This window comes from Hydrogenophaga sp. GW456-12-10-14-TSB4 (genome assembly GCF_059424305.1).
The window spans coordinates 59,045-77,107 of the sequence record NZ_JBWKZH010000004.1; the positions used below are offsets into that span (position 1 = coordinate 59,045).

23 protein-coding genes are annotated in these 18,063 nt (G+C 66.2%); 15 read left to right on the forward strand and 8 right to left on the reverse strand.

The annotated features are described in order from the left end of the window. The first annotated feature begins 350 nt into the window (after positions 1–350). The 9 genes from AC07ZS_RS03295 to AC07ZS_RS03335 all read left to right on the forward strand — a co-directional run bounded on the left by AC07ZS_RS03295 (position 351) and on the right by AC07ZS_RS03335 (position 6,280). Positions 351–530: a hypothetical protein gene (locus AC07ZS_RS03295; RefSeq protein WP_494797205.1), complete on the forward strand. Its 180-nt coding sequence runs from the start codon at positions 351–353 to the stop codon at positions 528–530. A 179-nt stretch (positions 531–709) separates the two neighbouring features. After that, positions 710–1,435, forward strand: coding sequence for a hypothetical protein (locus AC07ZS_RS03300; RefSeq protein ID WP_494797206.1), 726 nt, complete (start codon positions 710–712; stop codon positions 1,433–1,435). 119 nt (positions 1,436–1,554) lie between these two features. After that, on the forward strand, positions 1,555–1,986 hold the full coding sequence (locus AC07ZS_RS03305) for a hypothetical protein (RefSeq protein WP_494797207.1): 432 nt from the start codon (positions 1,555–1,557) through the stop codon (positions 1,984–1,986). Between the two features lie 169 nt (positions 1,987–2,155). Further along, positions 2,156–2,836 (forward strand): hypothetical protein, encoded by a 681-nt coding sequence (locus tag AC07ZS_RS03310; protein WP_494797208.1) that lies wholly within the window; start codon positions 2,156–2,158, stop codon positions 2,834–2,836. Next, a complete protein-coding gene (locus AC07ZS_RS03315) occupies positions 2,829–3,554 on the forward strand; it encodes an RES family NAD+ phosphorylase (RefSeq protein ID WP_494797209.1) in 726 nt (241 codons plus the stop codon). The genes AC07ZS_RS03310 and AC07ZS_RS03315 overlap by 8 nt, the downstream gene beginning before the upstream one ends. A 40-nt stretch (positions 3,555–3,594) precedes the next feature. Further along, on the forward strand, positions 3,595–4,380 hold the full coding sequence (locus AC07ZS_RS03320; RefSeq protein WP_494797210.1) for a hypothetical protein: 786 nt from the start codon (positions 3,595–3,597) through the stop codon (positions 4,378–4,380). A 145-nt stretch (positions 4,381–4,525) separates the two neighbouring features. Further along, on the forward strand, positions 4,526–5,221 hold the full coding sequence (locus AC07ZS_RS03325; protein WP_494797211.1) for a DUF6088 family protein: 696 nt from the start codon (positions 4,526–4,528) through the stop codon (positions 5,219–5,221). After that, positions 5,205–5,954, forward strand: a complete 750-nt coding sequence (locus AC07ZS_RS03330) for a Fic/DOC family protein (protein ID WP_494797212.1) — start codon at positions 5,205–5,207, stop codon at positions 5,952–5,954. Before AC07ZS_RS03325 ends, AC07ZS_RS03330 begins: the two co-directional genes overlap by 17 nt. Continuing rightward, the gene (locus AC07ZS_RS03335; protein ID WP_494797213.1) at positions 5,951–6,280 is read left to right on the forward strand and encodes a hypothetical protein; all 330 of its coding nucleotides are present in this window, start codon (positions 5,951–5,953) and stop codon (positions 6,278–6,280) included. The genes AC07ZS_RS03330 and AC07ZS_RS03335 overlap by 4 nt, the downstream gene beginning before the upstream one ends. Here AC07ZS_RS03335 and AC07ZS_RS03340 read toward each other — a convergent pair. Then, positions 6,258–6,713, reverse strand: coding sequence for a hypothetical protein (locus AC07ZS_RS03340; protein WP_494797214.1), 456 nt, complete (start codon positions 6,711–6,713; stop codon positions 6,258–6,260). The genes AC07ZS_RS03335 and AC07ZS_RS03340 overlap by 23 nt on opposite strands. Positions 6,714–6,888: 175 nt before the next feature. Here AC07ZS_RS03340 and AC07ZS_RS03345 point away from each other — a divergent pair, with 175 nt between their 5' ends. Together AC07ZS_RS03345 and AC07ZS_RS03350 are read left to right on the forward strand one after the other, a co-directional pair. Beyond that, on the forward strand, positions 6,889–7,197 hold the full coding sequence (locus tag AC07ZS_RS03345) for a hypothetical protein (RefSeq protein WP_494797215.1): 309 nt from the start codon (positions 6,889–6,891) through the stop codon (positions 7,195–7,197). A 155-nt stretch (positions 7,198–7,352) separates the two neighbouring features. Continuing rightward, positions 7,353–7,964 (forward strand): hypothetical protein, encoded by a 612-nt coding sequence (locus AC07ZS_RS03350; protein WP_494797216.1) that lies wholly within the window; start codon positions 7,353–7,355, stop codon positions 7,962–7,964. Positions 7,965–7,988: 24 nt separating this feature from the next. Here the strand turns inward: AC07ZS_RS03350 and AC07ZS_RS03355 are convergent, their stop codons facing one another. Continuing rightward, the gene (locus AC07ZS_RS03355; RefSeq protein WP_494797217.1) at positions 7,989–8,378 is read right to left on the reverse strand and encodes an HU family DNA-binding protein; all 390 of its coding nucleotides are present in this window, start codon (positions 8,376–8,378) and stop codon (positions 7,989–7,991) included. Positions 8,379–8,821: 443 nt separating this feature from the next. Here AC07ZS_RS03355 and AC07ZS_RS03360 point away from each other — a divergent pair, with 443 nt between their 5' ends. Together AC07ZS_RS03360 and AC07ZS_RS03365 are read left to right on the forward strand one after the other, a co-directional pair. Further along, positions 8,822–9,328, forward strand: a complete 507-nt coding sequence (locus tag AC07ZS_RS03360) for a DUF7694 domain-containing protein (RefSeq protein WP_494797218.1) — start codon at positions 8,822–8,824, stop codon at positions 9,326–9,328. A 36-nt stretch (positions 9,329–9,364) separates the two neighbouring features. Beyond that, positions 9,365–9,889 (forward strand): hypothetical protein, encoded by a 525-nt coding sequence (locus tag AC07ZS_RS03365; RefSeq protein WP_494797219.1) that lies wholly within the window; start codon positions 9,365–9,367, stop codon positions 9,887–9,889. A gap of 7 nt (positions 9,890–9,896) precedes the next feature. Here AC07ZS_RS03365 and AC07ZS_RS03370 read toward each other — a convergent pair whose 3' ends face one another. Continuing rightward, positions 9,897–10,307: a hypothetical protein gene (locus AC07ZS_RS03370; protein ID WP_494797220.1), complete on the reverse strand. Its 411-nt coding sequence runs from the start codon at positions 10,305–10,307 to the stop codon at positions 9,897–9,899. Continuing rightward, a complete protein-coding gene (locus AC07ZS_RS03375) occupies positions 10,304–10,471 on the reverse strand; it encodes a hypothetical protein (protein WP_494797221.1) in 168 nt (55 codons plus the stop codon). The genes AC07ZS_RS03370 and AC07ZS_RS03375 overlap by 4 nt, the downstream gene beginning before the upstream one ends. A gap of 205 nt (positions 10,472–10,676) precedes the next feature. Here AC07ZS_RS03375 and AC07ZS_RS03380 point away from each other — a divergent pair, with 205 nt between their 5' ends. Beyond that, positions 10,677–11,834 (forward strand): phosphoadenosine phosphosulfate reductase domain-containing protein, encoded by a 1,158-nt coding sequence (locus tag AC07ZS_RS03380; protein ID WP_494797222.1) that lies wholly within the window; start codon positions 10,677–10,679, stop codon positions 11,832–11,834. A gap of 4 nt (positions 11,835–11,838) precedes the next feature. Here the strand turns inward: AC07ZS_RS03380 and AC07ZS_RS03385 are convergent, their stop codons facing one another. Together AC07ZS_RS03385 and AC07ZS_RS03390 are read right to left on the reverse strand one after the other, a co-directional pair. Next, positions 11,839–12,255 carry a hypothetical protein gene (locus tag AC07ZS_RS03385; protein WP_494797223.1) on the reverse strand — a complete coding sequence of 139 codons (417 nt, stop codon included), beginning with the start codon at positions 12,253–12,255 and terminating at the stop codon, positions 11,839–11,841. Continuing rightward, complete coding sequence (locus AC07ZS_RS03390; RefSeq protein WP_494797224.1) at positions 12,252–13,457, reverse strand: hypothetical protein; 1,206 nt, start codon at positions 13,455–13,457, stop codon at positions 12,252–12,254. The genes AC07ZS_RS03385 and AC07ZS_RS03390 overlap by 4 nt, the downstream gene beginning before the upstream one ends. 312 nt (positions 13,458–13,769) lie before the next feature. Here AC07ZS_RS03390 and AC07ZS_RS03395 point away from each other — a divergent pair, with 312 nt between their 5' ends. Beyond that, complete coding sequence (locus AC07ZS_RS03395) at positions 13,770–14,534, forward strand: YoaK family protein (RefSeq protein WP_494797225.1); 765 nt, start codon at positions 13,770–13,772, stop codon at positions 14,532–14,534. A gap of 46 nt (positions 14,535–14,580) precedes the next feature. On the opposite strand, the gene AC07ZS_RS03400 is transcribed toward AC07ZS_RS03395, so the two are convergent. After that, positions 14,581–16,035: an argonaute/piwi family protein gene (locus AC07ZS_RS03400; protein ID WP_494797226.1), complete on the reverse strand. Its 1,455-nt coding sequence runs from the start codon at positions 16,033–16,035 to the stop codon at positions 14,581–14,583. Further along, positions 16,032–17,879, reverse strand: coding sequence for an SIR2 family protein (locus AC07ZS_RS03405; protein ID WP_494797227.1), 1,848 nt, complete (start codon positions 17,877–17,879; stop codon positions 16,032–16,034). The genes AC07ZS_RS03400 and AC07ZS_RS03405 overlap by 4 nt, the downstream gene beginning before the upstream one ends. Positions 17,880–18,063 lie beyond the last annotated feature (184 nt).

Sequence of the window (18,063 nt, forward strand, 5' to 3'; positions counted from 1 at the left end):
GGCAACTTGGCAGCAGAGCTGCGCCAGGCGGGTAACGACCGCAACGCCCGAGGTTCTCGGGGAAGAGGATGGTCAGCAGCGACCACCACTCGGAAGATGGCACCAGTCTGCCGCGATGGGAACTGGAGGGAAAGCCGTCGCAGGTCCTCGGCATCCGCAAGGGACGGAAGACTCCGTCGTTTGCCGGTGGCGACTGCAGGGACCGGTGTCCCTGCGGATGCTTTGGCCCCCGTAACGGGCGGGACCGGCTGTCAGCTTGCGTGCAGGAGGACGGGTGGCCGGTCGAGGTGGTGCTCAACCACCCGGTTGTCCGACGGGATACTTTCAATCGACGCGAAGAGGACGGCAGGATGGAAGAAACCGAATTTCTTATGGGGAAGACGATCAAGTGGGCTGGCATCCTGGTCGACCAAGCCACTGGTGACGCTGAGTTCGTCATGCAGTTCACGGATGGACCCAGCGTCTCGGTCGGAGCGTGGCAACGAGAAGGCTACCCCGTCGAAATGAGCGCAAAGCGCCTCACCAGCTAGGGCTCGTACTGCCTGACGCAAAGTCGATGCCACACGATATTTCGAATGGGTGGACTCCCGACCCGCAGCGATGGATCGCCGAGGGGGATGGGCTGCGGGCGTCCGCGCTGGCGATGCGAGAGCAATGGGTCGCCCTTCGAACGCGGATTCGGCATGTCGACGATGGCGAGACACATCCCTTGCGCCATGCCGCCACGGCGCCGCGCACGTGGTCAGAGCTGCAGGGCTGGCCGCGCGCTTCGATGCTGCTGCTTGGATATGCGGTGGAGATGTACCTCAAGGCCGCTCTGGTGAAGGCCTACAGGGGATGCCGTGGCGCGTATGGCCAGCAGACGGGTATGTTCGATCGCGATGTCAGGCGATTCGGGCATGGCTATGTGCGGCTTGCCGCCGCGATCGAGTTCGCCACCTCGGATTCGCAGCGCCGCGAGTTGGGGCTGCTGCACGAAATGGTCGTGGATTCCGCGCGGTACCCGCTGATGCCGGATCACGCCATGACCGGCACCGACCCGCACCGTGTCGACGCGCTCAACGCGACGACACGTGCGATCTGGAGCGAGGATCAGTTCGTTTCCCTGGACGACTTGGTCGGGCAGGTTCGCGAGCATGCCAGCCGGATCGACCAGGATTCGAAGGTCCCGGCGCACTTCGGGCCTTGTGTCCGGATCGATGACGACGGCTATTTTGTCAGCCGTTCCGGCGGACGTCTCTCGCCGCGCATCGTGTTCCGGTACAGCCGGAAGATGACGCAGACGGGGCGTGGCCACCTCGAGGCCTTGCGCGAGGAAGTGGTCGCGAGCTGCGACTGGCATGCCGCTCACGTGTGGAATTCCGCCACGATTCTCGAAGCCGGAGCGCAGAGGACGCATTGCCGGCGGGGCGATGGATCGTTCGCGCCGGCATGATCGAACTGTGAAGTGCTTGAGCGGCTCAGCGCGACTTGCCTGCAGCATCACTTGATCGAGGTCGTGTGTGAGGGAGAGTGGAGGGGCGGCACTTTGGTGCTGCGCCATTGGACCAGCACATGGGCTACCTCAACCCTCTCTTCAATCTACCTGCCGCGCAGGACTTGCTGTCGCTGGGCGCGCCGGAGAAGGCCGCGCTAGGTCGCCTGATGATGGATCTGCGGCGGCAGGCGAACGACGAGGCCGAGCAGGCCTGGAAACGGCGCAAAGGCCCGATGGCCTGCTACTGGAGGGCAGTTTCGACCTATGCGCGGCATGTCGCCCACGTGTTGAGGCATGGTGGCGGCACGCAGGCCAGCGCCGTGGACAGTGTCGAGGCGGCTCGACTGCGACGCGAGCTCGACATCGCACGGCGACAGGTGGCTCTGTTGGTGGACGCGGCTTCGGTGGCCATACCGCCCGCGGCGCATCCAGCGAGCCCCTCCCCGGAAAGCTGGGCCTGCCAGTTGCGTGCGCTTGCGCGCCGCGATGGCGCGACGATGCTCTCGTGACGAGCTTCGAGGCCGACACCGATGTGTTGCGCCTCGATGCACAGGACGCCGGACAGGGGATCGCTTGAAGGCAGAGCGCCAATGCCTTGGACCCTGGTTGCGCCGCTTTTGGGTTATGGTGGATATGATGAATCTATGGTAACCTTGATCATCAAATCTGGAGCATGCCATGACTGCCGTTCACGAACCAACTGCCCTTGGCCCCTTGGTGGGAACACCCCGGGAGGTGCGTGATCGCCTGGGCAAGTTCAAGGCCGATCAGGTCATCGTCATGCCCGTGGCACGGGCCAGCGCCGCGCATGCAGGCGTGCTGGCGCAGACGCTGACCGACGTCCTGGTGTTCATCGAGACGGCGCTGCGCGACCAGACTGCGCAGAACGCGCAGGCCCTCAAGGCCCTGGTCAGCGCGGTGGTACCCAGGACCCCGCCCACGCCCACCCTGCTCAAGGAAGCCGCGATGCTCGCGCGTTCGCGCAAGGCGGTCTTGGAGGGAGCGGACTGGCTGACAGCGGCCAAGCTGGCCGAGCTGGCGGGCCTGAGCACGACCAATCCGAGTGCTCAGCCCAACAAGTGGAAGCGCTCGCAGCAGATCTTCGCGATCCAGCACAACGGCGTCGACTACTTTCCCGGCTACGGCCTGGACCCGCAGGCCAACTGGCGGCCGCGCAAGGCCCTGAAGGCCGTCCTGGAGGTGTTCGGCAATGACAAGGACGGCTGGGGGCTTGCCTACTGGTTCCTCTCTGCCAACAGCTTCCTCGGCGGGCGGCGCCCGCAGGACGTGCTGGCGACGGACCCGGAGCAGGTCGTTGCCGCCGCCCGCGACGAGACGGAAGACGTCGCGCATGGCTAAGGCTCCAAAGGCCCCGGGGACGCGGAAGTCGCCGTCGCCGGCCCGTGCTGCCGCGCCCGAGGGCGCCGGCAGCCAGGCCACTCCGGAGCCTCCGGACACGCTCCACGTCACGCCGTGGACGCTGTCCAGCAAGCAGGTCTTGCACCGGGTCCACCAGGACCTGTACGCAGGCGACCAGTTCAATCCGGGGCTCAAGGGCAATGCACGGTTCAGCCCGATCCGGGACGCCGAGGGGGATCCCATTCCGACCCTCTATGCGGCGGCTACGTTCGACGCCGCCGTGATGGAGTCCGTGTTCCACGACGTGTCCCACGCACCGGGTTTCAAGCACTACGACAAGGGAAAACTGAAGGGGCAGTTGCATTCCGAGGTCAAGGTCACGCGCGACCTGAAGCTGGCCGATCTCGGCAATGTCGCGCTGCGCAAGCTGGGTGTGCAGCGCAAGCAGCTGATCGACACCGAGAAGGACCAGTACCCGAAGACGCGGTCCTGGGCCGAGGCCATCCATGCCAAGCACAAGGACATCCAGGGCCTGTCCTGGATCTCCCGCCAGGACGACTCGGCGCGCGCGGTGATGTTGTTCGGCGACCGCATCCCCAAGGGGGCGTTGCAGCAGGTGGGCGACTCGCGCAGCCTGCTCACGGACGAGCGGGGCTATGCGCAACTGCTGGATCTGGCCGATCGCATCGGCGTCGATCTGGTGCCGGGCAAGGAGTAAGGTGGCGCAAGGGATGAGCCGACAACAACCGCCGCCGCCCATGCAGCCGTTGTCCGACGTGGAGCGCCAGCACTATCGCGACGAGTTGCGCGCGGGGCGCTATGCCGCGCTGGCGGACGCGGAAGGTTTTGAGCAGATCTGCTTCGCGCTCGAGGCGCTGGGGTTGCGTCTCCTGGGCAAGGAGGGCGACCTGGGGCAGTACGAGCACCGGATCGGCTCCTACGCGCGGCTGTCGCCCGTGCTCACCGAACTCGCCGGGACCCATCCCTCTGGATTCAAGCCTTTCGAGGCGCTCTATGCGACCGTGCGCAAGGCACGCAACGACAACATGCACCTGGGTGCCTATGCGCGCCATGCCACGCACGCGGCCATCGAGTTGTGCATCGGATTGGAGGAAGCGCTGATGGCGGATGTCACACCCACGGTCGGCCACGTCATGGTCAAGTCCGTCATCACCGTGGAGCCCTGGCGGCCCGTGGCCCATGCCCGGCAGCTGATGCTGATGCACTCGTTCTCTTTTCTCCCGGTGCGGCATGGGCAGAAGTGGTTTCTGCTCTCCGAACTGGCGCTGGCCCAGTTTCTGAACGTGCGTCCGGCCGACGTCCGGAAACGCCGGCTCGGGATGGTGATCGGGGAGGCCGTGGCGCATGTCCCGCCCCTGGAGCTTGAGGAGGTCCCGCCGGATCGCCTGCTCGCCCCGTCAATGACCATCGATGACGTGCTCCAGCGCGCCAGGGCCGGTAACGGTCCGACGCTCTGGCTGGTGGTGGACGCAGGGCGTGAGGAACACCTGGCGGGCGTGCTGTCGCCGTTCGAGCTGATGTAGCCGGTCCATCCGCACCGGCGGCTGCAACGGTTTGCAGTCCTTGCTCGACGACAGGCAATGTCTGCGGATGTAAGCCATTGATGGGATTGGATTTTCTTCCAATCAGCACGGTCAGGTGGTAAGATGCGCCCAGAGGCTCCAGACCATGAAACTCCAGGATCGCATGCGTCTTTCGGTCCGGCGTCGCGCCGGGCAGGTCGTGCTGCGCGCCGAACTCGCGGAGTTGGGCAGCGCTTCGCAGGTGTCGCACGCCCTCAAGGCGCTGCAGCGCGACGGTGAACTGATCCGCCTGGGGGTCGGCGTCTACGCGAAAGCCCGCAAGGACGAGAAGACCGGCGCGATTCGGCCGCTGGCCGATTTCGAGACCCTGGCACGGGAGACTGCCGCCAAGCTCAAGATGGACTTGGCTTCGAAGAACCGGGATGCGGCCGGCGCCATGAAGAGCCTGAAGGGTTCCCGTGATTCCGTTGTGCTGGATACGGGCCACCGCCGCGTCTCGCGCAAGCTGCGCCTGGGCGATCGCACCGTGGCCTACGTCAACGACCGGACGCGCAAGCACCCCGATGTACTCCTTTCAAAGCGGCGGCTGGCGATACCGACCACGGGCGTGGCCCAGTTCGTCCGTGATCTCGCGCGGCAGTTCGGGGTGAGCTACGCCCGCACGCCCTCCGACCAGTGGGCCGAGACCGTGACCCGCCTGGCGGGCGACGAGGTGCGATCCGGGCCTGTGCAGGATCTGTTGGTTGCGCTGAAGCGCGCCGGCACGCTCTCGACCGACGACATGGCCGCACTGCTGGTCAACTACCTGCGGGAGCGCAAGCAGGGTGTTCGATCCATTTAAGGATTTCGCCCAGGCCGGCTATCTGCGCAACCGGTTTGGCGAAAAAGACCCGAAGATCGTCCAGGAGCTCGAGCACCAGCTGTTCCGGGCGAGCCTCGACGACGCGATCGCCTACCTGGCCAAGCGCAAGGCCCTTGCCTACGCGGACTTCCTCGAAGTCCACCGCATCCTGTTCTCGGCGTTCTACCCCTGGGCCGGCCAGGATCGCGCCGTCACCGCGCCAGACATCGCCGTGACCAAGGCCGGCACCTGGTTCAGCCACCCGCGCGCCGCCAGGCTCGCCGTGGAGGAGGGGCTGCGGATCGCGAGCGACGAGCAGCAACTGGCGCGGCGGCCGGGCGAGGTCATGGGGCTGTTCGCCTACGGCCACCCCTTTCTCGATGGCAACGGCCGCACCATGCTGGTGGTCCACAGCGAACTCTGCCACCGTGCGGGCTTCAGCATCGAGTGGCACCGCACCACGAAGGCGGACTACCTGGCCGCGTTGAGCCGGGAGATTGAGTCACCAGGGCGTGGCATCCTGGACGCATACCTGTTGCCATTCGTGGGTGCTCACCAGGAGCGCCAGCTGTGGGGCGGGGCGATCGGCGCGCTGCCGGGGCTCGATGGCAAGGGGGCGGAGGACACGGTGGCCGGTGAATACCGCGATGCCAGCGTGGCAGAGCAGTACCGGGAGTTCGAACAGCGCCGCGGCTACCGGATCGAGCCTCATGATCCAGGAGCCCGAGGATGACGCTCGCCGTTCGGTCAAGGGCAACCCGTGGACGACGGTCGGCCAGCGTGCTCACGCAGGCACTGGAGTCCTTCCTGCTGGAGCAGGGTTACCGTGAGCTACGGGTGATCGGCGACGTGCTGTGCGGGCTGCGCCGCTACAACTTCACGACCGGCCTGGCGGTCGGGCTGACGTACGAATGCTACGAACGGCGCTACTGCTATGAGCACAGCGAGGAAGCACTGCGGGCGCTGCTCGATTGGGATGGGCTGGGGCATCCTGCAGGGCCGTGGATCAAATGCAAAGGCGCAGGCATCGACCTGCTCAATCCCGCGCTGACGGCGTGAGCGACTGGTATTCGACCGGCAGCGGCGGCAGGAGAAGCATTGCGCGCAGGTCCGTCAGTGCGTCAGTCACGGCGGCTTCCAGGCTGATGACGCCCGAGAAGAAGGAGCCGATGATCACGTAGTCCTGGTCGAGCGTGTCGTTCAGAACGGTCTTCTCCCCGGCGGGCTCGATCCCGCCGTCCACCGCCCACGACAGCGCGTGGTGCGCGAGCATGTAGCACCAGCGCAGGCACATGCCCTGCTGCGCCTTGAGCTGACGCGCGACGGCGAGTGAGGCGCCAGCACTCTCCATGTAGGCCTGGTAGAGGCCGTCCCCGATGTTGCGCGCGACGATGACCTTGGTCAGTCTCCCGGTTTGCGGATCCCTGCATGACCGCAGCTGCCTGCGGCAGCAGCTTGCTCCGGATTTCGCGGACGCGGCCGACGAGCTCATCCTTTGCTGCGGCCGCGTTCAGGTCGTGCGCGGGAAACCCGGCGCGCAGCGACGGCATGCTCGAGCGGATCCTGGCCAGGGTTGCGTTGCCGTCGGATGCCTGACTGCCCTCGATCGCGTCCCGCAGCAACTGTGCGAAATCGTCCGGCAGCAGCAGTTGGTGGCTGCTTTGCCCATGCAGAAGCTCCAGTTCCCGGGCTTCTTGCACAGACAGCGACATGAAGCATCGCGAGGCGTGGGCCTGGAGCGGCGCGAGGTTGCGGCGGAAGGTGTGCTCCCATTGGTCGCTCTTGCTCATCTCGACCAACGCCGTATCCGGGAGCACGAGGTTGGCTTGCGGATTCTGGCGGATGAATTGCGCCAGCGCCGGCCGTTGCATCACGTTCTGATCGAGCACGAAGAGCCCCTGCATCGGATCGAATCCTTGTTGCTAGGGCGCGATCCCGCGCAGAACCCGGCTTGCGCCAAGCTGCGTGCGCGATAGGTCTTGCCATGCCGTTGCCGTCATCACGAAATGATAGTGGCGCGCAGGGCACGCGACGGCACCCTCCATGGCGGCGCAGTTGGGGCTGTTGCATGAGCGAGGTTCACCAAGACGGTCAACCTTGCAGCGAGGCGGTCCACTGGGAAGCTCAGGCCATGGACACCACTACCGATGGCCGCCTGGGGCCGCTCTACCATGGCACGCGCAGCGCGAGCGGGCGGCGCATCTTGCGAGAGGGTTTTCGCCGTTCGGCCTCGCTCAGCTACACCGGAACCGGGATCTGCCTTAGTGAGTCGCTGACCCTGGCTTACGAGTACGGCATGTACGAAACGGGCGGCTGTGTGCTGGAGGCCTGCATCGCGCCAGTGGCGCGCTGGACCGACGGGATTGACGCGGAGGGCGGGCGCCATACAAAGGGCGAGTCCTGGGACCGGTTCTTCCTGAACTCGGGCAATGACGCGGTGCGAGGCTTCGGCGGCAACGTCTGGGTGGTGTGGAACCCCGCGGTGCTGGTCGCCGTGCGCCGGCTGAGCCATCGCGAGGCGCTGCAGCGCTTGTGCGCGGAGTTCGAGGAGGACGGGCCGGACTGCGGCTACAACGGCGTGGTGTCGGACTACGCCAGCATATGGTGGGGCGTGGAAGCCAGCGACCCCAACCTCAGGCGATTCCCAGAGCCCCTGTCCACGCTGCAGATGCGGCTGCGGCTGCGACGCATGGTGGGGCGGTGCAGGTCGGAGCGCGTGGCGGTGACAGGACCGCCCGGCTGACCGGGCGGCCGCTGCCGGTCCGCATCAGAGCGCGGCGTCCTTGAGCTTCTTGAGCGAGCGGACCTTGATTCGCACCGTGGCGGGCTTGGCGGCGAAGACCTGTTCCTCTTTCGTGAACGGGTTGATGCCCTTGCGCTTGGGCTTTGCGGGCACCTTCTGAACGCCGATCTTGAGCAGACCGGGCAGCGTGAACTCGCCTGCGCCCTTTTTGTTGACCGCGCCGAGCACGGTGGCTTCCAGCGCGGCAAGCACCGCCTTGACGGCTTTGGGCTCGACGCCGGATTGCTCGGCCAAATGGTTGGTCAGTGCGCCCTTGGTGAACGTGTCCTTGATCGGACGGATGCCGGCGGTGGCTGGGGCCTTGGTGGCCTTTTTCGCTGGCGCGGCCTGGGTGGTCTTCTTTGCAGTTGCCATGGTTCTCGATGTTGATCTTTGTGATGAAGGGATCGCGCAGCGCCGGATGGCACATCGCGCGAGGATCGATTTTATCGGGCTGGGGTGTGCGTCTCGGGTCGATGGCGGTGGGCTTGCATCGGCCGGAAGGCACGAGATCCTGACACGGCGGCGATGGTGCCGCCGTTCACGGATCTACTTCTCATGGACATCCCACACTTTGCCGACGAGATGCGGCGCCAGCTCCAGGCCGACGGATACCAGGTCCACCATGGGCATCGGGAGGATGGCCCGGAACTGGCCGGCGCATTCTGGTTCACCTGGGCCAAGCCGGGCATGGCCGACGCCGAGGTCGGCCCCTCCCTGGGGGGCGAATGGGCTGCCTGGGCTTCGGCCTTGGCGCACCGGCTCTCCCAGAGCGCGATCGCGCTGCACAGCGGCTTGCTCCCGCTCCTTCGCCCGCAATGGGGCCGTTCCATGCGGCGAGCCTGCCGCTCAGCGCGTTCGACGCCGACGTGCTGGTGGCGCGCCACGGTCTCACGCGCGAGGCGGCGATGCAGCAGGTAGAGAAGCTGCGGCGGCAGTCGGTCTACATGAACGAGCGCTACCAGGTGAACGTCGAGACGGTCTCGACGCCCTTCGGACCCGACACGGGCGACGTGTTCTGGCTGTCGATCAAGCGCCGGGACCGAGAGGCCATCCACGATTGGCGCGAACTGCAGGCGATCAAGAACATGATCGTCGGCGACGAGCATGAAGGTTTCGAGGTCTACCCGGCCGAGTCTCGCCTGGTGGACTCCGCGAACCAATTCCATCTGTGGGTGTTCGCGGACCCCCGTGTGCGGCTGCCGGTCGGGTTCCGCGAGCGCGACGTGATGGACGCTCAGGCTGCGGCCGCTGAGGGCGCCCGCCAGCGGCCCTTCGCGGTCAAGCCGGCTGTGACTGATTCTTCCCGCGGTACCGGACACTGAGCGGCGCTGCCGCCTTCATTTCAGAGGAGATTTGCGATGCAGATCAGGATCACGGACGCGGCTGGATTCGACCGGATGTCGCCGGGCGCGGACCTCGCCGTTGTCGTCATCTCGCGCGCGGACATCGAGGACTTCCGCGTGGGCAGCACGGTCGGGCACCTGATGCTCTTCAGCGACGACGCGGCCCAAGTCCGCCGCTTCGCGGGCCGCATGGTGGTGCAGGTCGAGGGCTACGACGATGATCCTCGGCCGCTGCTGCTGATCCCGGAATGCGTGCGGTTCTTCCGGGCCGTCGATGCGCAGTGGAACCACTGGCTGCACTTCCTGCTGCCGCTGCCGGATCAGCTCAAGCTGATCCTGCTGATGCTGGTGGACGTGGACCTGCAGGAGGACAGTGGCACCCAGGCCGGCTACCGGCTGCGCCAACCTGCGCAACTCGGTCGCGTGCTCGAGCGCCTGTTCGCGTCGATGAACGTCTTGCATGAGACGTTCGACGTCCCGCAGGCGCACAACGAGTCGATGACGGAAGCCGTTGTCGCGGCGCTGGGGCTGTCCACCTGAGGCCGGCTTACGGCCGGGAATCCAGCGTGGCAGGCACTGCTTCGGCGCCCGGTGACGGCTGCGATGCCGACTGGGCAGGGCGGGGCAGGGTGGCCTCCAAGGTCGGATGCTGCGGTCCGTGCAGGCGCAGCTCGCCCACGTTCGTGCAGGAGCGGATGCGCAGGCGCAGTGCGATGTTGTTGCCAGGTCCCAACTGGTTGTTCAGCCATCCCACGCAATGTGCGTCCTCGGTCTCATGGCACGCCATGATGTGCAGCGGCGCATCCGGGTCCGGCAGCGCGCCGGGCGCGGCGATGGTCGACGCCAGCGCCGAGTGCTTGTCCACGCAGTAGCCGTTCGGAATGGTGCGCGGGTCGACGTCGACGCGCCACGGGCACTTGGGGCATTGGGCGGTGCGCTTCAGCGACCAAGCGCTCATTGGGCCTCCGCTACGGCGGTCTGTGGGCTGTCGTCCTCACTGAGGGGCGTGCCGTAGTTGAAGCAGCCATCGTGGGCATCGATCGCCGTGTCGTCGTGCTCCATGTCCCAGGCGCAGTCCTCGTGGTAGGCGCAGCGGTACAGGCCGGGCGACCCGTCGTCCAAGTGGCCCTCCACGTACAGGGCTTCGCCATGGATCGTTGCGTCTCAGATGCAGCAGCGCAAGTGAGGCGGCGCCAAGCGCAGCGCGCGAGAGGTTTCGACCAGTTGGACGTCGCACATGGGCGCATTGTCGCGCGGCGTCGGCATGCGCAACCGTGCCCGTTGATGCAGCGCACCTGCTGCCTATCCTGGAATCAGGAGGCACCCCGTGCAACAGATCCAACTGCCAGGGCTCGCGTTGGCCGAGCCCCAGGCCCCGCGAAGTTTTCCGTCGGCATCCGGCCAGCGCTTCGGCATCGCCCGCGATCCGCAGGTCGACGTGGCGCTGGCGGGCCACGCGCCGGTGTATGTCGGGGTCAGCGGCGGCAAGGACAGCCAGGCCCTGGCCTATCGCGTGCAGACCCATCTGGACCACATTGGCCATGCCGGTCCCCGGGCCTTGATCCACAGCGATCTTGGTCGCATCGAATGGCGCGATTCAGCACCCGTCTGCGAGCGGCTGGCCGAACGTCTTGGGTGGGAACTGCTGACCGTGCGCCGGCCGGCCGGGGACATGCTCGACCGTTGGCTGTCGCGATGGGCCGCGAACGTGGAGCGCTACCGCACGCTGTCGTGCGTGAAGCTGATCATGCCGTGGAGTTTCGCGTCCCATCGCTTCTGTACCAGTGAGCTCAAATCGCAGATCATTTCTCGCGCGATCCGTGCCCGCCATCCTGTCGGTCCGGTGGTGTCGGCGGTCGGGCTGCGCTGGGACGAAAGCCCCGCGCGCAGGCGCCAGCCGGTGGCCAAGCCCGATGCCGGCCTGACCCGCGTCCGCGGTGTCGGATTGTCCTGGCACGCGGTCATCCACTGGTCGCGCCAGGACGTGCTGGACTACATCGCGCAGCGAGGCGGTGTGCTGCACGAGGCCTACCGCATCTACGGCAGCAGCCGCGTGTCCTGTGCCTTCTGTGTGCTGGCGTCCCGTGGCGACCTGCAGGCAGCGGCGCGCTGCGAGGACAACGCCGCGATCTACCGCGAGCTGGTCCGCCTGGAGGTCCGCAGCACCTTCTCGTTCCAGAGTGCGCAATGGCTGGCCGACGTGGCGCCAGGGCTGCTCGATGCCCCGCTGCGTGCCCAGGCCCAAGAGGCCAAGGAACGCGCCGCGCGGCGGCAGGCGGCCGAGATGGAGATTCCCGCGCATCTGCTCTACGAGGCGGGGTGGCCGGTCTGCATGCCGACGGCAGCCGAAGCCCGGCATCTTGCATCGGTGCGCCGGCGTGTCGCGGAGGCAGCGGGCATCTCGGCCGACTGCCTCGACGGCGATGCCGTCAGTGCGCGCTATGCCGCGCTGATGTCGGAGCGCGACCAGCGCCGGGTCGCTTGAGGCTTCAGTTCAAGTGCTGATGCACCAGCCGCCGGAACTCGGGGCGCAGCGCCGCATCGGGATCCGCCAACAGTGCGTTCCGCCGCCCGTTGTGCCACCGCAGTTCACCCCGCTGTCCGTCGAGCGCCAGGACGGCGCCATCGAACACGCGCAGCGTGGGCGTGCCTTCAATGGCAGGGTGCAGCAGCGTCACCCAGTTGGGCTCGATCCAAAGCCAGCGGCGTTCGCCGCGCGGCATGTCCGGGTGCGCCAGCTCGATCTCGACGAGACTCCCCTGGGCGGAGTCGAACAGCTGGAGCATGGCGAAGTGGACGGGCATGGCAACGGAGGACTGCGAAGCAATGGCCGTATTGTCCCCGCCACCGCTTCGAGTCACCTCCTTCGGCTTGGTATCGCGATCCGACGATACCAAGGCACTCAAGCTCTCAGGATCGCCTGGGCCTTCGCACGCGCCTGGCGGTGCTGGTCGTGTTCCATTTCGGGCAGGACGAGTCCTTCGTCGCCATCGACGTACAGCGGCCCGCCAAAGTCGCTGTCGTAGAACTCGCCGTCGTTCGAACCGCCATCGTGACGCGCAGCCAGCGTGGAAAGCGTCAAGTCCTTCCCGCGCGCCAGCCCCACGTACTGCCAGATCCAGGCGCGCACCGGATCGCCTTCGGCGAGGGCGCGCTCGGCGGCGTCCCGCAGCCAGTGCATGCTGGCGCGGGGAGCCATGCGCTCTTGCGCCCAGGGGTCGCCGAGGTCGGCGAGGTCTTCCAGTGCACGGCGAGAACCCGCTTCGGCGGCATGCCGCAGCCACCGGGCTCGGGCCTCGGGGCTTGAGGCCACCTGCGCCATCTGCTCGGGGTCGACATCGCCATCGAGGCGCTCGGCCAGGGCAATGAACTCCGGACGCTGGAAGACCGTCCCGTATTCCAATGCGGCGGCGCGCACGCCGGCTTCGGCTGCGGCCTTCAGGTGCGCCTCGTAGCGCACGTACCGGGGTGCCAGCAGCAGGTACTGCTCGACCCAACCGCGTTCGCTGGCGGTGAGCTGGCGCCCCTTCAACGACTCTTCGTAGAGGTAGGGGTTGGGCTTGCTGCAACGGAGCAAGGCAGCGAGCAGGTAATGCGCGCGCGGATCCTTCGTCGCGGCCGCCGCCAAGCTGTCCAGCAGAAGAGCGGAGGCGAGAAAATGCTCGCGGGGGAGGGCGGTCGCGTTTTGGACTGGGCGGGGTGCATCGTCCTGGCCCGCCAGGTCTTCATCCCATTCATCGTCCTCGTCATCCTCGCCGAGTCCCTCGGACGGCGTAGAAATGGGCAGCAGCGGCGCCAGTGCCGTCCAGCGCACCAGCCCCAGGTGCTGGTCGGCGATGAACTGCATCAGCGCGCCTGCCATGGCCAGCGCCTCGGTCTGGCCGTACTGCAGTTGCAGCGCCCGCCCAGTGATCTGCGGCCCAGCCGAAGCCTGCGGCGCCTGCCCGACGCCCTGGTCGGCCAGCAGCGCGTCCGTGGTCAGGGCGGCCCAGGTTCTGTAGCCGAAAGCTGCGGCCAGCAGTTCGTGAACGTGGCTGTGGCGGATATCGCAGCCCGCGCGGGACTGCAGGGAGTGGTGCGCGGCGCGCGCCAGTGCTTTGAACGTCATGCGTCTTCCTTTCGGTTCACCTCGTCGCATCGGGGCAGACGCACGCGTTTAAGTCCCCGGCGACGAGGCCCGGAAGGGAAATCGATGACGATGGAAGGAAGAACCTGTTTCTACTCGCGTGCAAGTACGGCGGGCGCCTTGCACAAGATTGTAGTGAGACGGATGTCGGTTGGTTCGCCGCAGCAGAGATCGGATTGGTTCGTGTCGGATAATTGACACCTGTTTCACCGTTGGATTCTGTTGAGCGACCGTGCATGCGCCTCGACGTCGATAGGACGTGGATGTGCCGGGGCCGCACCCGGCCGTCCTTCCATGCGCAGGCTCAAGCTCCTTACCCACCGTCGCCGTCTTGTCGCCAGCAACCGGGCGCTGGGGTTGCTGCTTGCCTTCAATGCCGGTGCGGTGAACGCCGGCGGCTTCCTCGTCCTGCACATGTACACCTCGCACATGACGGGCTTCACCTCCCAACTGGCGGACGGGCTGGTGCTGGGCAATGCGACGCTCTGGCTCAATGCCCTTGGCGCCATTCTGGCGTTCGTGCTGGGGGCGGCGGTCTGCGCCATGCTCGTGAACTGGGGCCGGCAGCACCGGCTGCACAGTGTCTATGCCTTGCCGCTGATGCTCGAAGCGGCGCTGATGTTCCCATTCGGCCTGATGGGGGCCATCACGCTCACTTGGCCAACGCCGTTCGCGGTGCCGATCACGGTGCTGCTGCTGGCATTCATCATGGGCCTGCAGAACGCCGTCGCGTCGAAGGCCTCCGGCGGCAGCATCCGCACCACGCATATGACCGGCAACATCACCGACGTGGGCATCGAACTCGGCAAGATGCTCTACTGGAACCGTCGACGCAGCGACGCGCAGACGCAGGTGCGGCACAACCCGGCGCGTCTGCAGCAGGCCGGCGGTCTGGTCGGGATGTTCGTTCTGGGCGGGATCGCGGGAGCCGTGGGCTTCAAGTACGTCGGGTTCATCTGCGTCGTTCCGCTCGCGGCATTGTTGCTGGCCCTGTCGCTGCCTCCACTTTACCGAGATGGCCCGCAATTGCTGGCGCTGGTGCGCAGGCGCCCGGCCTGATCCCCATCGGGGCACGAACAACCCTGCCGACCTGACTTTTGGTGACCTACATGAAGAGGCGATAGGGATAGCTGTGCGCGGGCAGGCTTGGCACATTCGAGATGGTGCGCGACAGTCGTTGCGAGTACATGATCGTCACCGGCAAGGGGTCGTAGAGCGCATCGTTGTTCCAGTCCATCTTGGCGAGCGCCATGGCCTCGGAGGCGAGGAGCTCGAAGGGGCCGCGCCCCATGTGACGACGAAGAACAATGGGTTTCGGGATGCTCTTGCCACCCTGGAAGTAATCCCTGCCGCCAACCGCTGACGGTGCATTGCCGGCGAGCCACAGGAGCGCCGCGTTGCCCGAGGTCATGACCAGGGTGCCGCGTGGAACAGGGAAGCGCGCTGGCTGGATGCTGGGTTGCTTGCCTGGCGCCTCGACCATCCAGACGCCTCGCCATGCCGAGCTCGAGCCGATCTCGATGCACTCGACTTCCGGGATCGACTGCGTCGCGTCCTGCACTCCCTTGAGCTCGCTCTCGGTAAAGGCGGTGGTCTTGTGAATCACAAGGCGACGCGGGACGCGGCCTGCATGTCCTTCGAGGTAGAGCCGGACGCTGCGCGTGAGGACCGCCCGCATGTCGGCTTGCGACAGAAAGGGGTTGCGCCGTGCTTCGGCTTCGTCGGTAATCGCATCGTTCGCCTCGAAGGCGATGAACTGCATGCCGCCTCCTTCCATGTCGAAGACCTGCGAGCAGCAGGTCACATAGTGGGCCTCGTCCGAGGATCGACGGATGGCATAGGCCAGCCCGATGTAGGCGGTGTCCCCGGGAATGCCCTCGATCGGCGCCAGCTTCCAGGGCGTCCCACCAGCTTTGGCATACAACGCCACGGACAGGCGCCATGCGCGTGCCCCCCAGTTGCCGAACTTCAGCGACTTGTCGTTGATGACCTGGGTCGGAATGCCCAATTGAGCCCCAAGCGCCTTGAGTTCGTCGTGCGCATCGAACTCCTTGGTTCGAAGATGCGGAAGCCACCGGTCGGGAAAGTACACCAGGGCCACGTCAAACTCGGCGCGCGCCGCCTCAAGGCGCCGGAGTGCGTGATGGAGCGCTGCACGCACCCGCTCGCTGACCGTGTCGCCCTGACCGAGGTCGAACAGTTCCTCGGGCCACACGACATGGGCCTGCTTGTCGGCACTGAGCAGGTCTACCCCGAAGAGGTCTTCGAATCCCGGATAGGCTTGCGCGTAGCTGTTGTTGTCGGTGTTGCGCTGCGGTCCACGCAGGCTCTCTCGCATGTCACGCACCAGCGCGGCGCCCGACCTAGGGCCCACATACGCGACGCGAAGGTCTCGGCTGTAGTGCCGGTACGATGCCTGGTCGAACGCGCCGAACCGCGACAGTCCCAGCAGTGGATGCCGGTGTCGGGCCTTGGGGTCTCCAGATGCGAAGGCCAGTTCGGGCTCCTCCAGCAACGTGAAGGCGGGCAAGCTGATCGGGAGTGGCTTCTCGACACTCATCGTTGCCCCCGCTGCACATGAAAGAAGTCGTGGTCGTGCGCGGGCCTGCTGCGCGCGGTCTTGGCGCCCAGCTCGAATATCGCGTCGACACCCGTCTCAGTGGCCAAGCCGTAGGCACTGCGCCGGGGACCTTGGGCATGCGTCAGTAATTCCACCCAGGCATCCAGGATGGCGGACCAGCGGTGGTTGTACTTCTGCACCCAGCGCTCCCTGCGCCAATCCTCGGCCTTGCGCCATTCGGCGGTCATCTGCGGGGTATCGGCGTCAGCAGTGCGGCGGTCAAGGTCGATAAAGGTCGCAGGCTCGAACACGGCCCACCAGCGATCGTCTGCCTGCTCCAGCCGGATCGACAGGCCTTCGGAGTACTTGCCGGAACTGCCCGGGACAGGCCCGGTCAATTCGGAGCCATACGCAGTCTTCAGGCGGGACAACAGGTCTCGCCTGGCCTGGGCCAGTTCCCTGGGAAGTTCACTGTTAGGACGCGACACCGACAAGCTGTGGCCTCGGCCATGCAAACGTGCAAACAGCGGCAGTTCCCTGCAGAGCGCGCGAAGGAGGGCGTCGTAGATCACGCCTTTGGCCCAGGAGTCCTTGGCGATGTCAAGCGCGACCTCGCCGGCCAACTTCGCGCCGAGGGGAGCGAGCGCCTTCTCCAGTGGCGCGTCAGCTCCGAATGCGGCCAGTACACCCAGGCCTCCCGCTTGCCCGACGGTGGCTCGCACACCGGCCTGCTTGAGCAAGGCGCGAATGTCGGCGATGCCCGCGTTCGCGTTCAGGCTGATCTTTCGGGCCGACCTGGGCATCTCGATCAATGGCATCGCCGACAGCCTCAGCACCGGCGCTTTCAGTGCTGCCTGCCGTTGCAGCGGTACCTGCGCGACAGCGGTGCTGCTGCGGTCGCCGAACACATGGGCGACCAGAGAGGCGGGGAGGTCCGTGACGTCTGCGATGTCTCCGCACAGCTCATCGAAGGTGGTACCCCTGACCAGATGCACATCCACCTGTGCCAATTCGGCCTGTTCAAGTAGTCCCCGGACCGCGGGAAGCAGGCTGTCGGCGTCACGGCACAGCCAGTAAATGCCCTTGGGATAGCGAACGGGCGATCGAAGGACCGCGTTCAAGGCTTGCATGATGGAATCGTCGCGCCCGCTGTAGCCGACGACGACCAATCCGAACCGCTGCAGCGATTGGGTCAACACCAGCCTCAACTGGGCGTCCTGCTGCGCCAGTTCCTGATCGGTGTTCTTGAGTTCGACAGACTGGTAGTCGCCGTGCAGCTTCACGATCAGCGGCCACTCGCTCTCGCGCAGGCAGGTTTCGGCGCGGGCCGCGTTGTCGATGGCGGCGAGGGTGGGCGTGCCGCGCTCGCTGGCGGGCAGCAGCTGGGACGCAATGGTGGCAGCGCTCTCGACGAGCGAATCGAAATTCGTCGTGAACACGCAGGGAGTTTTCCGTGCTCCCAGCAGCGAGCCCAACACCTTGTGGCCGAGCGACGGGCTCCCCTTGCTGACCTGGTTCCTGATGAAAAGCCGCCGATCCTCCGGCGTGGGGTACAGGGCCTCGAACGCCCGGCTGTATTCCGAGGGGTCTCCCTTGGGCGGGAGGACCCCCTTTCTCTCATGGTGCAGGTCGATGCGCGACTGCCAAACAGGGTCCGCCGGATCGATTTCGCGCAGGCTGATGCCGGTTTCCGAGGCAAAAAGGCGTGTGCGGAACTCCTGGATCATTTGATAGCCGGTCGGTATGCCCGCGGTGGCGGAAGCTCCGGCACCGAGTAACCACGCAAAGCCCGAAGGGTTCAGAGCAAAACGCTCTGCAAAGGCCCGGCCACTGATTTCCTTCATCCTGAATTCCTTGTGATCGCTTCTTCTTGCTGGTTTGTAACGTATCACAAGCACAGTCCGGTGCAGGCGTGGTTCGCGTTGGGCATGGCCGGGCGACGTCACGCGTTGGCTCGCGTACGCGCAACGACTGCCTGGCTTTACCATCTGTGCCAAGCACTATTGATCGAGTTGAATGTTTGGAGGC

Coding starts and splice junctions, on each gene's coding strand:
- AC07ZS_RS03360 (WP_494797218.1), top strand. CDS start 8,822: ATGGGGCCGTTCCATGCGGCGAGCCTGCCGCTCAGCGCGTTCGACGCC.
- AC07ZS_RS03405 (WP_494797227.1), bottom strand. CDS start 17,879: ATGAAGGAAATCAGTGGCCGGGCCTTTGCAGAGCGTTTTGCTCTGAAC.
- AC07ZS_RS03325 (WP_494797211.1), top strand. CDS start 4,526: ATGAAACTCCAGGATCGCATGCGTCTTTCGGTCCGGCGTCGCGCCGGG.
- AC07ZS_RS03295 (WP_494797205.1), top strand. CDS start 351: ATGGAAGAAACCGAATTTCTTATGGGGAAGACGATCAAGTGGGCTGGC.
- AC07ZS_RS03345 (WP_494797215.1), top strand. CDS start 6,889: ATGCAGAAGCTCCAGTTCCCGGGCTTCTTGCACAGACAGCGACATGAA.
- AC07ZS_RS03355 (WP_494797217.1), bottom strand. CDS start 8,378: ATGGCAACTGCAAAGAAGACCACCCAGGCCGCGCCAGCGAAAAAGGCC.
- AC07ZS_RS03315 (WP_494797209.1), top strand. CDS start 2,829: ATGGCTAAGGCTCCAAAGGCCCCGGGGACGCGGAAGTCGCCGTCGCCG.
- AC07ZS_RS03335 (WP_494797213.1), top strand. CDS start 5,951: ATGACGCTCGCCGTTCGGTCAAGGGCAACCCGTGGACGACGGTCGGCC.
- AC07ZS_RS03365 (WP_494797219.1), top strand. CDS start 9,365: ATGCAGATCAGGATCACGGACGCGGCTGGATTCGACCGGATGTCGCCG.
- AC07ZS_RS03310 (WP_494797208.1), top strand. CDS start 2,156: ATGACTGCCGTTCACGAACCAACTGCCCTTGGCCCCTTGGTGGGAACA.
- AC07ZS_RS03320 (WP_494797210.1), top strand. CDS start 3,595: ATGCAGCCGTTGTCCGACGTGGAGCGCCAGCACTATCGCGACGAGTTG.
- AC07ZS_RS03390 (WP_494797224.1), bottom strand. CDS start 13,457: ATGACGTTCAAAGCACTGGCGCGCGCCGCGCACCACTCCCTGCAGTCC.
- AC07ZS_RS03400 (WP_494797226.1), bottom strand. CDS start 16,035: ATGAGTGTCGAGAAGCCACTCCCGATCAGCTTGCCCGCCTTCACGTTG.
- AC07ZS_RS03370 (WP_494797220.1), bottom strand. CDS start 10,307: ATGAGCGCTTGGTCGCTGAAGCGCACCGCCCAATGCCCCAAGTGCCCG.
- AC07ZS_RS03350 (WP_494797216.1), top strand. CDS start 7,353: ATGGACACCACTACCGATGGCCGCCTGGGGCCGCTCTACCATGGCACG.
- AC07ZS_RS03340 (WP_494797214.1), bottom strand. CDS start 6,713: ATGAGCTCGTCGGCCGCGTCCGCGAAATCCGGAGCAAGCTGCTGCCGC.
- AC07ZS_RS03395 (WP_494797225.1), top strand. CDS start 13,770: ATGCGCAGGCTCAAGCTCCTTACCCACCGTCGCCGTCTTGTCGCCAGC.
- AC07ZS_RS03305 (WP_494797207.1), top strand. CDS start 1,555: ATGGGCTACCTCAACCCTCTCTTCAATCTACCTGCCGCGCAGGACTTG.